This is a genomic window from Chryseobacterium carnipullorum (assembly GCF_900142785.1).
In the GTDB taxonomy this organism is placed as follows: Bacteria; Bacteroidota; Bacteroidia; order Flavobacteriales; family Weeksellaceae; genus Chryseobacterium; species Chryseobacterium carnipullorum.
The window spans coordinates 24,370-38,089 of record NZ_FRCD01000014.1; the positions used below are offsets into that span (position 1 = coordinate 24,370).

The 13,720-nt window shown below is 37.5% G+C and carries 15 protein-coding genes; 4 read left to right on the forward strand and 11 right to left on the reverse strand.

Annotated elements, in window-relative coordinates:
- Nucleotides 1–91: 91 nt before the first annotated feature.
- Nucleotides 92–970, forward strand: a complete 879-nt coding sequence (locus BUC06_RS15665) for a LysR family transcriptional regulator (protein WP_073334961.1) — start codon at nt 92–94, stop codon at nt 968–970.
- Between the two features lie 377 nt (nt 971–1,347).
- A complete protein-coding gene (locus tag BUC06_RS15670; protein ID WP_073334962.1) occupies nt 1,348–2,283 on the forward strand; it encodes a YeiH family protein in 936 nt (311 codons plus the stop codon).
- Between the two features lie 81 nt (nt 2,284–2,364).
- On the opposite strand, the gene BUC06_RS15675 is transcribed toward BUC06_RS15670, so the two are convergent.
- The 9 genes from BUC06_RS15675 to BUC06_RS15715 all read right to left on the reverse strand — a co-directional run bounded on the left by BUC06_RS15675 (nt 2,365) and on the right by BUC06_RS15715 (nt 9,152).
- A complete protein-coding gene (locus BUC06_RS15675) occupies nt 2,365–2,571 on the reverse strand; it encodes a hypothetical protein (protein ID WP_073334963.1) in 207 nt (68 codons plus the stop codon).
- 320 nt (nt 2,572–2,891) lie between these two features.
- Nucleotides 2,892–3,077, reverse strand: a complete 186-nt coding sequence (locus tag BUC06_RS15680; protein ID WP_073334964.1) for a hypothetical protein — start codon at nt 3,075–3,077, stop codon at nt 2,892–2,894.
- Nucleotides 3,078–3,222: 145 nt separating this feature from the next.
- Entirely contained in the window at nt 3,223–4,464 is a 1,242-nt protein-coding gene (locus BUC06_RS15685; RefSeq protein WP_073334965.1) for an MFS transporter, read from the reverse strand.
- A 73-nt stretch (nt 4,465–4,537) separates the two neighbouring features.
- Entirely contained in the window at nt 4,538–6,106 is a 1,569-nt protein-coding gene (gene rny / locus BUC06_RS15690) for a ribonuclease Y (protein WP_073334966.1), read from the reverse strand.
- Nucleotides 6,107–6,333: 227 nt separating this feature from the next.
- The gene (locus BUC06_RS15695; RefSeq protein WP_034743389.1) at nt 6,334–6,621 is read right to left on the reverse strand and encodes a cell division protein ZapA; all 288 of its coding nucleotides are present in this window, start codon (nt 6,619–6,621) and stop codon (nt 6,334–6,336) included.
- Nucleotides 6,621–6,923 carry a hypothetical protein gene (locus BUC06_RS15700; protein ID WP_073334967.1) on the reverse strand — a complete coding sequence of 101 codons (303 nt, stop codon included), beginning with the start codon at nt 6,921–6,923 and terminating at the stop codon, nt 6,621–6,623. Before BUC06_RS15700 ends, BUC06_RS15695 begins: the two co-directional genes overlap by 1 nt.
- 138 nt (nt 6,924–7,061) lie before the next feature.
- On the reverse strand, nt 7,062–7,844 hold the full coding sequence (gene porT / locus BUC06_RS15705) for a type IX secretion/gliding motility protein PorT/SprT (RefSeq protein WP_073334968.1): 783 nt from the start codon (nt 7,842–7,844) through the stop codon (nt 7,062–7,064).
- Between the two features lie 3 nt (nt 7,845–7,847).
- Nucleotides 7,848–8,579, reverse strand: a complete 732-nt coding sequence (gene ubiE, locus BUC06_RS15710; protein WP_034743381.1) for a bifunctional demethylmenaquinone methyltransferase/2-methoxy-6-polyprenyl-1,4-benzoquinol methylase UbiE — start codon at nt 8,577–8,579, stop codon at nt 7,848–7,850.
- Nucleotides 8,580–8,582: 3 nt separating this feature from the next.
- Complete coding sequence (locus BUC06_RS15715) at nt 8,583–9,152, reverse strand: hypothetical protein (protein ID WP_073334969.1); 570 nt, start codon at nt 9,150–9,152, stop codon at nt 8,583–8,585.
- A 101-nt stretch (nt 9,153–9,253) separates the two neighbouring features.
- Here BUC06_RS15715 and BUC06_RS15720 point away from each other — a divergent pair, with 101 nt between their 5' ends.
- On the forward strand, nt 9,254–10,321 hold the full coding sequence (locus BUC06_RS15720; protein ID WP_073334970.1) for a 3-oxoacyl-ACP synthase III family protein: 1,068 nt from the start codon (nt 9,254–9,256) through the stop codon (nt 10,319–10,321).
- A 67-nt stretch (nt 10,322–10,388) separates the two neighbouring features.
- Entirely contained in the window at nt 10,389–11,594 is a 1,206-nt protein-coding gene (locus BUC06_RS15725) for a metallophosphoesterase (protein WP_073334971.1), read from the forward strand.
- Between the two features lie 289 nt (nt 11,595–11,883).
- On the opposite strand, the gene BUC06_RS15730 is transcribed toward BUC06_RS15725, so the two are convergent.
- Nucleotides 11,884–12,636, reverse strand: coding sequence for a polysaccharide deacetylase family protein (locus BUC06_RS15730; RefSeq protein WP_073334972.1), 753 nt, complete (start codon nt 12,634–12,636; stop codon nt 11,884–11,886).
- Nucleotides 12,637–12,720: 84 nt separating this feature from the next.
- On the reverse strand, nt 12,721–13,686 hold the full coding sequence (locus tag BUC06_RS15735) for an NAD-dependent epimerase/dehydratase family protein (RefSeq protein WP_073334973.1): 966 nt from the start codon (nt 13,684–13,686) through the stop codon (nt 12,721–12,723).
- Between the last annotated feature and the right edge of the window lie 34 nt (nt 13,687–13,720).

Below are 13,720 nucleotides of genomic sequence, written 5' to 3' on the forward strand. Positions count from 1 at the left end.
CCACTCCACTAAATTTACCGATCCTCTACTCTCAAATTCTAAAACACGTCCCACATAATTTCATTAAGTTTGTTTATCATAAGTTATTTCCATGTTTGACTACAGATTAAAAGTTTTCCATACGGCTGCATCGAGACTGAGTTTTACCAAAGCTTCTGAGGAATTGCATATTTCACAGCCGGCCGTAACCAAACACATCAAAGAGATTGAAAGTCAACTTGGTACAAAATTGTTTGACCGAAAAGGCACTTCTGTTCAGCTTACCCAGAGCGGACGGGTTCTATATGAATATGCAGAAAAGATCCGTCATCTCTACCGGGATCTGGAATTTGAGATCAGCCAGATCAATGAACAGCATAAGGGGAAACTGATCATTGGAGCCAGTACCAGTGTCGCCCAATATGTTTTACCTGAGATACTGGCCAAATTCAATAGCTATTATAAAGATATTAAGATCGAACTGATCACCCACAATACAGAAATTATTTCCGAATTGCTCAAGGAAGGAAAGATCGACCTTGGAATTATTGAGGGAGAATCACAGTCTTCGTTTTTTGACTATAAAATTTTCAAAGCTGATGAAATCGTTCTTGCAGCCAAGGCTGATCATCCACTAGCTCATAAAACATTAAGTTTAAAAGATCTCTATGGTTTACACCTGATCTTCCGTGAACAAGGCTCGGGAACTCTGGAATTCATCCAAAACCGTTTAAAGGAAAAAGGGATCAATATTGCAGAACTGAATACGGTCATGCAGCTGGGAAGCAGTGAAAGCATTAAAAATTATCTCCTACATTCAGATTGTATGGCTTTTTTGTCGATCAGTAGCATTTTGAATGAATTAAAAAACAATACCCTTACCATCGTAGATATCAAAAACTTCAGTATTGAAAGAGATTTTCATTTTATTCTTCCAAAGGGAGAACAATCGGAGATGATTAAGCTTTTTCTGAGATTTGTGAGGAGTTAGAGATGAGTTTGCAGATCGCAGGTTGAGATTCTGTCTTTTGATCGGGAATTTAGAAAGGATTGATGTACATCGTGAATTTTGCTTCGCAAGTAAATCGTGAATTTTTGAGAGTGGAGAAAAAAGAGTAAAGAGTGAAAAATGAAGAGTGAAGATACTACTGAACTATTTACAGCTTTTTACCGAAAGAAAGTATTATTTTCTACTAGCAACTGGCCAATCCAAACTTATCTACTCTAAAACTTTAGAAACTCAAATTCTCCTATGATAAAACAGCAACTTACAGGTCTTAAACCATAACTAAAAGTTATCCATCATAATAAAATACGATATACTTCGTAATACTATTTTTCGGAATTTTGGAGTCTAAAATTGATTATATGACAGGCTTTCTCCAAAATGAAACGATACGGAAAACTATTTTTATAATACTTGCGCTGGTATGTCTTACTTCATTCATTTCTTCTCCGGTTGCCCTGATTATGGGCTTTGGCCTGGCTGTTTTGATAGGTAACCCTTTTGAAAAAAATCTTCACCAATATATCCACCTGCTGCTGCAGATTTCAATTGTAGGGCTGGGTTTCGGACTTAAGCTGAACGAAGCGTTAACGGCAGGAAAAACGGGCTTCTTTTTAACGGTTGCCAGTATATTGACCGTCATGGTTCTGGGTACGATTTTAGGGAAAATATTTAAGCTGGAGAATAAATTAGCGTATCTGATCTCTGCAGGAACAGCGATCTGCGGAGGAAGTGCTATAGCCGCCATCTCTCCTATTATAAAACCGAGTACAAAGGAAATTTCACTGGGACTTGCTATTATTTTTATCTTAAATTCCATTGCGCTGTTTATTTATCCAGCGATCGGACATGTTCTCCATTTGTCTCAGGAGCAGTTTGGGCTTTGGTGCGCGGTAGGCATTCATGATACGAGTTCTGTAGTAGGTGCTGCCGGAAAATACGGAAATGAAGCGCTAAAGATAGCGACAACGGTAAAACTGGCCCGTGCTTTATGGATCATTCCGGTTTCTGTGATCACGATGTTTATTTTTAAAAATAAGGAATCGAAAATCAAAATTCCTTGGTTTATAGGATGGTTTATTCTCGCTATTCTTGTCAATACTTATTGTCCTGTTTTTGATGATCTGAGCAATTATGTGACTGGTTTGGCAAAATCCGGACTCCATCTTACTTTATTTTTTATAGGATCTACTCTGTCGGTTCAGACTTTAAAAACGATAGGTGTTAAACCTCTGGCTGTTGCTGTTATTTTATGGATTACGATCAGCGTAGGAAGTCTTATTTATATCATCAGTTAAATGACAAAAACCTTTTGGAAGGTCCAAAAGGCTTTTGCGTATTAAATGTGGAAATGTTTATTCTTCTGACTGAAATAGTTCTTAAACTGCTGACTGATTGCAAGTATACACTTGTGGGCAAGCAATGTACTGTGCACAGTACCATGGTCCTGTAACGGAACCTGAGCAGCTACATCCGCAAAGAGACAAATTCGGATTTTCGATCGTCCCGGAAGTATTTAAACCTCCTCCTGAGATGTTTTTAAGATCAGCTTTTTTTAGTTTTTTAGCATTTTTCATAATGTTCATGTGTTATAGTTTTGAGATTAAACAATAGCGTTTAGTTACCTTCCAAAGTTAAACAAATATTAATTATTCGCAACATAATTAATTAAAATTTTAATAATAGTCCTGTTTCATTGCTTTTATTGCAGCATAACGCAATAGATGAACATCGTATTTCTTAAACAGTTTTATTACCTGGTATTTTTTAACTGCTATGTAAACCAGCGTCGGGGAGGATGACAACAGATCTCTTGAAAGAGGCTGTGAAGTGTTTCCGGGACCTTTAAGTTTTAATTTAAAAAAAACCTTTCAATGACTCGAAAGGTTTTACTTAAATGTTTTCGCTAACAGGTTATTACCTGCAGACATTTTTTGTATTTTACACAATATGACGGGCCCGTCACTGCTCCTGTACAGCTACAGCCACATTTTGAAAGATCCGGAGTGGTTACTCCTGAGATTCCCCCAACAATGTTTTTAAGGTCATCTTTCTTTAACTTTTTTGCTCTTTTTAAAATTTCCTGTGACATGATGTTTTGATTTTAATTAAACAATAGAATCAGATTCCTTTACTTTCAAAAGTAAACAATTACTAATTATTCAAAGCACAATAAAATGTTAATTTATTCATTTACTTATGCTTAAGAAAATATCAACACCTGTCAAACCGTTGTATTACTCAGTAAATTCAAGATCTTTGTCATGCGTTTCCGAAATGGTGAGCGATGAATAAAAAGCGAGCCCAAACACCACAATACCTACAATGGCTGCACTGATGATGACCGTAAAATTATTTTTCAAAAGATCAAAGGCCAGAATCATTACGGGTACAAGACCTCTTACCATATTGGGAACTGTAGTGGTTGCTGTATTTCTGATATTGGTTCCGAACTGTTCGGCGGCCAGCGTCACAAACATGGCCCAATAGCCTGTTCCTAAGCCGAGCCAGACACAGAACATATAGTATTTTGTTTCAGTATCGGTATTTCCGAAAAGCATAATAGCGACTCCCACAATGGTAAACAGCAACATATAAAAAATTGCCATTTTACGGGATTTCAGTGCGTGAGAAATAAAACCACTCATAAGGTCGCCAACAGAAATACCTATATAAGCCCACATAATAGCTTTTCCCGGGTTGATATCCTTTATTCCCAATTCAGGAGCAAATTGATTGGCTAAAACAGCCAGAATCCCTATACAATACCATGTAGGCAATCCGACTGCGATACATTTGAGATACCGGACCAGACGTTCTTTATTGGTAAAAAAGGAAAGAAAATTTCCTTTGGAAACATTTTTATGGACTATATTTTTATAAATACCTGATTCGGATACGCTTATTCTGAGCAGGAGAAGCATCACCCCCATAATTCCTCCGATGATATAGGAAATATTCCATCCGCCAGCCAATTCAACAGTCAATTGGGCTACAACAGCACCCATAAGCCCAAAACCGGCTACTACGGAAGTTCCTATCGCCCTCAGACTCTTTGGCAGACTTTCAGAAACCAGCGTAATTCCTGCTCCGAGCTCTCCGGCCAGTCCTATTCCGGCAATAAACCTTAAACCCGCATATTGATAGACCAGATTCTCTTTTGGGAAATAAGGCAGAAATCCACAGGCTATATTGGCCAGGGAATAGACCAGAATGGAACCGAAAAGTACGGACAGTCTCCCTTTTTTGTCTCCAAAGATTCCCCAAAATATTCCTCCGATGAGAAGACCTACCATCTGACAGTTCAGAATAAAGGTTCCGTCTGCATCAGGATTCAGGCCCAAGGCCTTCAAACTGGGAATTCTTACGATACCGAATAAAAGCAGATCATAGATATCTACAAAATAGCCGAGGGCTGAAATGATAACGGGGATTGAAAAGATGTACTTCAGTTTTGAAGACAAAGACAGTTCCTGCATTTTTAAGTTTTGATAAAAATAAAAAACCTTTCAATTTCTTGAAAGGTTTTTATACAATATCTTTATTCTGTTATTATCTTGCAATATTCACAGCTCTTGTTTCTCTGATAACCGTTACTTTTACCTGTCCCGGATACGTCAGTTCATTCTGTATTTTTTCAGAAATGTCATAAGATAGCTGGTTGGCTACTTCATCATTTACCTTTCCACTTTCTACCATTACTCTAAGTTCTCTACCTGCCTGAATCGCATAAGCGCTTGATACGCCATCGAAACTTAATGCTGCAGATTCAAGATCTTTCAGTCTCTGGATATAGGATTCAAGGACCTGTCTTCTTGCTCCCGGTCTTGCTCCTGAGATGGCATCGGCAACCTGGATGATCGGTGATAATAATGACTTCATTTCAATTTCGTCGTGGTGAGCTCCGATTGCATTAACAACTTCTGCGTTTTCACCATATTTTTCAGCCCACTGCATTCCCAGTAAAGCGTGAGGAAGTTCAGACTCCTGCTCAGGAACTTTACCGATATCGTGTAACAGACCTGCTCTTTTCGCTAATTTTACGTTTAACCCTAATTCAGCAGCCATTGTTGCAGCGATATTGGCTACTTCTCTTGAGTGCTGTAACAGGTTTTGTCCGTAAGAAGAACGGTATTTCATTCTTCCGACAATCTTGATCAGTTCCGGGTGTAATCCGTGGATTCCTAAATCAATGATCGTTCTTTTACCTACTTCAATGATTTCTTCTTCGATTTGTTTTTTTGTTTTTTCTACAACTTCTTCGATTCTTGCCGGGTGGATTCTTCCGTCCGTTACCAATCTGTGAAGGGATAGTCTTGCAATTTCTCTTCTTACCGGATCGAAACATGAAAGAAGAATAGCTTCAGGAGTATCATCAACGATAATTTCCACCCCTGTCATCGCTTCTAACGCACGGATATTTCTACCTTCTCTACCGATGATTCTTCCTTTTACTTCGTCAGATTCAATGTTGAAAACAGATACTGAATTTTCGATAGCCTGTTCTGTCCCGATTCTCTGGATGGTCTGAACAACGATTTTTCTGGCTTCGTTCTTAGCATTCAACTGGGCTTCTTCCATAATACTCTGCACGTGTGCCTGAGCTCTTGTTTTAGCTTCTGCTTTCATGGTTTCTACCAATTCTGCTTTAGCTTCTTCTGCAGTGTAATTAGCGATTTTTTCCAAAATCTCCACTTTTTTAGTGGTAGCCACTTCCAGTTCCTGCTGCTTTCTGTCTAAGATTTCATTTTTCTTAGCGTAATCTGCAATCTGTTTGTCAAGATCCTTTTCAAGTTTTCCGGTCTTGCTAAGCTCATCGTTAAGCTTGTGTTCTTTATCTTTGGTTCTTTTTTCGATCTCCTGCATTTTTCTCTCACGGGATTGAATATCTGCATCATGCTGAGATTTCAGCTCCAAAAATTTTTCTTTGGCTTGTAGGTTCTTTTCTTTCTTTATGGATTCAGCTTGAACATTCGCTTTTTCTATAAGGTTTTCGGCATTTTTCTTTGCATCATCTACAATAAATTTTGCCTTAGTATTGAGTGAGCTCTTAGAGAAAAGTATCCCTATTACCGCCCCTACAACTAAGCAAATAACGCCGACTATAATGGCTGTTGTCATAATATATATTGAGTTTTAATTGTCTTACACTTATTAAATAAAAAAACCTACAACAATTCAGGGATTGAGAGTAAACTCCTAATCAACACGATTTGAACTGATTTCCACTGTCTGTAATCCGGGAGACCCGGCACGCCATTCAGCGGACATTTGCTCGGTAATTGTTTAGCGTTGAGTTTACCTTAAATGTGTTAGAATTATTGTAGGCAGTTTTTCGGGAAAAAAATCTATTTCCCAATTTCATTCAGCGACTGATTAATCTTCACTAATCTTTCGTTGGTAGAATTTATATTTTTTTCGTAGTTGAGAGAAACTACTTCAGCATTGGTTCCCAGTTTCAGGGCGCACATGGCCAAAGCATCTTGCTTGTCTCTTACATCGAAGTTCTGTTCAAAATCTTTAATCATATTTTCAATCTGCTTTCCTACTTTACGCAGAGTTTCTTCCTCTGCGGCCGGTACGTTCAGCGGATATACCCTTCCTGCAATGTTGATGGTTATTCTTCTTACATCCATTATAATCCACTGTTTTGAAGCTGTGCAATACAGAAATCAATTTCTTTTACCAATCGGTTGATGTGGTTTTTCATTAATCTGTTGTGTTCAGGATTCCCTGATATTGCTGAATAAAGTTTTATATTTTTTTGTTCTTCTGCTAATACCTGATTTCTTCTTCTTTCCTCATCATATTTCGTTTTCAGTTCTTCATGCTCATTATTTAATTCTGATAATCTTTCAGTAAGATTTTTATAATTCTTTTGTAAAATCAAAATCTTTTTTTCTAATTCTGAAAAATTGTTTTCTAAATCTTGAAGCATTTCAGGTTTTCTATATTCTAACTAATAGCAAAAGTAAAAAAATAATAACAGTAACAAAAATAAAAGTCTCTATATTTTGATCAGGTATGCAAAAAGGAGATGCATAAGCACCTCCTTTTGTATTTTTACTGTGATTTGTTATTCAAATTTCAAAACAAACATGACCGCTCTGGTCTGAAGAGTAGACATTGCTGTGGCCCAGTAAGGAGGAGTGTTGGCATTATCTGCTACTTTCTCGTTATTCATGAAGAATGTTCCTCTTACCGCTGGCGTAAGTTTGAATTTATTGAAATAAAACTGGATTCCTAATTCAGCAGACCATGCAAAGTTATGCGTCGTAGATCTGAATACCTGCTGCAAGTTATCATCTTCCGAATCTGAATTGGACTGAAGGTTCACGATATAATTCACCCCTGCTGCAATGTAAGGTCTGGAATTGTACCATCTCTGGCCGTGAAGTTCCAGCAAAACAGGAACATCTACCAGGGTAGATTTGATCTCTCTTACTTTGTCTTTTTCCGTTAAAGGAATAGGAAGGAAAGGTGGATTAGTCAATGTTCCAGCAGCGTACTGGTCATTAGACTGGGTATTAAAAGTCAACTGCCTTTGAGCAAATTGCAAGCCTGGCTCCAATCTTAAATCAAGATAGTCATTCAGTCTCCATTTGGCGATCAATCCCGCTCCGAAGCTGTAGCTTTCTCTAGATTTAACAAGATTCTGATTACCTTCCGCACCATATCTTGGATGAAGGACGATACGGTAGTCTAGCCTGTTGCCGTTCAGATAAAAACCCCAACTGAATTTCTGCTCGTCAAAGTCTTCCAACTTATCCATTCTGTTTCGGGTTCTGAATTGTGCATCTGCAAAAACTGCAATATTAACTGAGGCTAAAACCAGTGCTCTTAATAGAAATTTATTCATAGGTTACTTTGTTGCTTTATAAATTGTGGCTATACCTAAACTTAGCTTTTTATATTCTACTTTCTTAAATCCTGTATCTAAAAGAATTTGCTTCATCTTTTCCCCGAAAGGAAAAGCATTTACAGAATCCGGAAGGTATGTATACGCCCTATTATCTTTGGAAACCAGTCTGCCGATGGCAGGTAATATGTTTCTGAAATAAAACATATAAAATGGACCTAAGAACCCCTCAACCTTTGAAAACTCCAGTATATAAACACTCTTGTTATCTTTAACTACTCTTCTTAATTCTGCCAAACCTTTGGTAAGGTTTTCAAAATTCCTCACTCCAAATGCAACGGAAACAGCATCGAATCTATTGTCCTCGAAAGGTAAATTTTCTGCATCTCCTTTTTGCATGGAAATTTTGCCGTCTAATTTAAGTTTTTTTATTTTAATAACGCCAACATTCAGCATTTGTTGTGATAAATCTAAACCAATTACTTTCGCATCGGTTCCTTTTTCAATGGTGATGGCCAAATCTCCCGTTCCTGTAGCCACATCAAGCACTTCCTGCGGGTTGTCTTTTTTCATCATTTTCACCAATGTATTTCTCCATAAAACATCAATTTTCATAGATAAAACATGATTCAGAAGGTCATACTTCGGTGCAATATTGTCGAACATATCCTCTACCTGGCTCTTCTTTGTAGCCTCGGAATTATAGGGAGTAACTTTGGTAATATCTTTTGTCAAAACTTAAAACTTGTAATATTCTTTGTAATAATTTAGGAAATCCTGCTTTCTGAAGATCTTTGATCTTGATTCTACCTGCTGGATGTTTTTGATCACTTTGTCGTAATCTTCATCTACATTGTAATAAAAATCCTCAGTATAAAGCTTGTTGAAGCGTTTTGCGCCTCCGAAATAATCTTTTCCGTCAATGGTGATTTTGTCCAGGGCCAAAAGTAATGAATCTTTTTTAAGATTGTACCCATAATATTGATCATTAATATAATAATCCTGATGAGCGATGTTAATCAGCCCACGAATCTTATTCACTTCAAAGGCAGAATCATAGAGCATTTTTTTATTCTGGTCGAAAACCTTGATCGAATTTTTGCCCTTTTTCACATCTACATGAACGTACTGTCCTGCTGATATAATTCCTTCGGAACCGTTATTGATCTTAAAATAATAAGTATTGGGGGTAGGATTGTCTACGACAAAATAGTTTTTCTTGGCTAAGAAAAAGAAGTAGACCCCAAAGGCAACGATAAACACCACAGCTGCAATAAGTAAGCCTTTTAAGGACGAGTTGTTTTTCATACGCTTGTAAAGTACAATTTTTGCAAATTTAATAATATTTTTAATTCTTCGTTATTAATATTAATTATTAACTTTGCATCTCTAAAAAATCATTTAAACGAATGCCGAATACGATCATTATAGGTTCCGGATCCTATATTCCTAACAGAGTTATTGGTAGAGATTATTTCATGGATTCTGAATTCTACACTGAAGACGGAGTTAAGATTGAAAAACCTGCTGAAGAAACCATCGCTAAGTTTGTAGAAATCACAGAAATAGAAAACAGAAGATTTATAGAAGACGATCTTTCCAATTCACAGATCGGTTCTAAAGCTGCCAAAGCGGCCCTAGAGGATGCAAAAGTAGACGGCGAAGAACTGGATTATATCATTTACGCAAGCAACTTTGGAGAAGTTACTGTAGACGGATATGTGAATTTCATGCCGAATATGGCAGCGAGAGTAAAAAATAAGCTGGGCATTAAAAACAGAAAATGCATTACTTATGATATGATCTTCGGATGTCCGGGATGGGTGGAAGCCATGATCCTTGCAGACAATCTGATCAAAGCAAAAGCTGCCAAAACCATTCTTGTGGTAGGAGCAGAAACGTTAAGCCGTGTTACGGACCCGCATGACAGAAACAGAATGATCTTTGCTGACGGCGCCGGCGCAGTTGTTGTACAGGCTACCGACCAGGAAAATGTAGGGATTATTTCCCGCAATACGATCTGTGATAACGGTCCTGAGCTCAATTACCTTGAAAATGCACCTTCTATTAACGCCAACGTAGATCAGAGACGTCTTTATGTAAGAATGCAGGGGCGAAAAATCTATGAATATGCGCTTAAAAATGTTCCTTCAGCCATCAAGGAAACCATTGAAGATGCCCAACTTTCTCTGGAAGACATTGACAAGATCCTGATTCACCAGGCCAATGCAAAAATGGATTATGCCATGATTGAAAGACTTCACAAGCTTTATGATGTGAAAGATTACGACCATGCCATTTCTCCTATGACCATTCAGAACCTTGGAAATACCTCTGTAGCAACCATTCCTACAATGTATGATTTAATCATTAAAGGAAAAATGGAGGGTCAAACGTTTAAAGATAAAGGTAACATTGTGATGACTTCGGTAGGTGCCGGAATGAACATCAATGCTATCGTTTACAGATTTCCTTAAAATATTTAATAAATAAAAAATATAAAGCACAGGGAAACATATTCTTTGTGCTTTTTTTAGATTCATCATGCAGAGAAATTTTTTAATCATTGCCGCTATCTTCCTCTTTCTAGAGATGTATATCTACCAGGCTATCAAAACATTAACCGACAACTTCTGGGTAAGACTCGGATACTGGGTGCTGTCTTTGACTGTTTACGGAATCTTCGCCTATGAAGTAACTCATTTCCAGCGATCAGACAGGAGCACCATGAGGGCTCAAATCATGATCTCGTTGTTTCTGATCTTCATTCTTCCTAAAATTTTCGTAGTTCTGTTTTTATTAATTGATGATATTTTCAGAACCGGAGGGTATTTAATAGGATTTACCCAACCGAAAGAAAACTTTTTCCCTGAGCGAAGAAAATTCCTGAGTATTGTAGGATTGGGCCTCGGCGGTGTTCTTTCTGCTCTTTTTATTGACGGGATTACGTTTGGAAAGTACAGGCACACGGTAAGAAGAATAAAAGTAAAGATTCCAGGCCTTTCGAAAAGCTTTGAAGGATATAAAGTGATCCAGATTTCCGATGTTCACAGCGGTAGTTTTTCAGATCCAAGCAAGCTTCAGCACGCTATTGATTTGATTAATGAACAAAATCCGGACCTTGTGCTTTTCACCGGGGACATGGTGAATAATGTATCGGACGAATTCAAACCTTTCATCCCTTTATTTTCAAAAATCAAAGCGAAAGACGGCAAATTGGCAGTCCTGGGAAATCATGATTATGGTGATTACGTAACATGGACCTCACCGGATGCTAAGAAGAAAAACCTGGATACGCTGATCGAATATGAAAAACAGGCCGGATTTGATATGCTAAGAAATGAAAACAGAGTCATCGAAAGAAATGGGGAAAAACTCTACATTCTCGGTGTCGAAAACTGGGGACTGAAACCATTCCCTCAATTTGGAAAAATCGATGATGCTTTAAAAGGAGTGCCGGAATCTGCTCCTAAAATCCTGATGAGTCATGACCCTACCCATTTTGATTATGTAGTCAAAAAACATCCTGGAAACATTCATCTTACCCTTTCGGGACACACCCATGGAATGCAGTTCGGTTTGGATCTGAAAAACATCAAATGGTCTCCGGTACAGTACCGTTATCCAAAATGGGCAGATCTTTATGAGAGTGAAGGAAAGATGTTGTATGTCAACAGAGGTTTTGGAGTTCTGGGCTATCCGGGAAGAGTAGGCGTATTGCCTGAAATCACGCTCTTTGAGTTGAGCTAATTACGAATTGCTTGGCACAGAATGAGTTTTAGGGGTTTAAAGTTTGAGAATGAAATAGATAAATGCTGATCACTGTTGAAGATAATGTTTTTTTTCGTTAAAAAGCTACAAGTAGTCAAGTAGATTCTTTATTCTTTATTCTTTATTCTTAAAAATTCATCTTTCACTTGCGAAGCAAAATTCACCATTAACACCAGTAACAACATCAATAACGTCTGAATCCCCAATCAAAAGACAGCGCTTCAAACTGCGTCGCAATCTCTATGATCTGCAAGCTATCACCTGCAAGCTAAAAAATATAATCTTTCATACGCGAAGTGGCCATGTCATTCTCGTTGATCCAGCTAAGGAGGGCATCTAGTTTGTCCTCCATTTTTTTGCCCGAAAACAAGCTTCTGTAGTAGGGCACGTCAAACTGATATTTCTTAAAATCTGTGAACTGCCAGGAATTAATATAGATTAATACAAAGTCGTCATTCTTCAATGTTTCAAATACCATATTCTTATAATATTTCATGGGTAAGATCTGAAACATAAAATCATTATACGGTAATTGAAAATAAGGAGAGATACTTTCAGGCACAATACTCAGTCCATTTTGTTCGTTGATCTCTGTATCTCTTTTCAGTCTTTTGAATGGAAAAAGGAGATCTGCATGATCGATATTGGACACATAATTGAACTCAAGCAATTTCAAATTTTCCGGAGCGAGTTTGAAATCTTTTTGCCTGATTCCTCTTACCTGTTTTTCAAGAAGACTCTGAATATTTTTTTTGACTTCTTCAATATCCTGAAGATCTGAATTCAAATTATAAAAAGCAATTTCATGCCCTTTGGATGAAATTGCTTTTATTAAATTCTGAAGTTTTTCTGCAATGGAAATCTCTACAAAAAAACTTGCTTTTATGTCGTGAATATCTAAAATCCGAAGAATGGCTTTGGTATTGCCCTCGGTGACTTTCAGTCTCTCTTCATCAGAAATCTGTAGGCTTTTTTTGGCTTCAGCCTCAATATTAACGATGTTAAAAGTTAGTAAAATCATTTAAATTAAATTTTAGATAATAGATTTAATTAATTAAAAATCATATGTTAAAATAAAATACATCTAAACTTAAACTTTAAGTAATTAGTTTTTATTCAGTTTCACTTTAAGATTCTTGATCATGTCTTTTGACATTTCAGAAATTCCGAAATCGTAGGTGAGTCCCCAGTCTTTTTTTGCTACAGAATCATCAATTGAAGCCGGCCATGAATCTGCAATCGCCTGTCTGAAATCAGGTTTATAATCGATCGTAAATTCCGGTATTTCTTTCTTGATTTCTTCTGCGAGTTCTTTCGGAGTAAATGACATTCCTCCCAAATTATAAGACGAACGTACGGTAAGACTTTCCTTCGGAGCTTCCATTAATTTCAATGTTGCATTGATGGCATCATCCATGTAAAGCATCGGCATTCCTGTATCTTCAGAAATGAAACTTGTATATTTCCCCTCCTCTATCGCTTCATAAAAAATCTCAACGGCGTAATCTGTAGTTCCACCTCCTGCGGGTGTCTTCCATGAAATAAGTCCGGGATATCTGATGCTTCTTACATCTACTCCATATTTATCGAAATAGTACTCACACCATTTTTCTCCAGCCATTTTAGAAATCCCATACACTGTGGTAGGATTTAAAACAACATCCTGCGCTACATTTTGTTTCGGAATTCCTTTCCCAAATACAGCGATAGAACTTGGCCAGAAGATCTTTTTAAGAAGCCCTTCCTTTGCCATTTCACAAAAATGAAGAAGAGGCTCAAGATTAAGTTTCCACGCGAAAACAGGCTGTTTTTCCGAAGTCCCTGATAAAAGAGAAGCCAAATGATACACTGTGGTGATCTCATAATCTTTAATAACCTGTCTTACCAGCTGGGTGTTGATAACATCCATTCTTTCATAATGTCCTGCAGCCGTAATTCCCTTCTGCCATCTGTCCAGTCCTGATGCTACAACATTGTCAGCTCCGTGAATTTCAACAAGTCTGTTCGTTAACTCGGTGCCGATCTGTCCCAGAGCACCTGTAATCAGTATTCTTTCCGTATAGGATTCCATTTTTAGATATTTTTTTTAGAGTTGTACAAAAGTA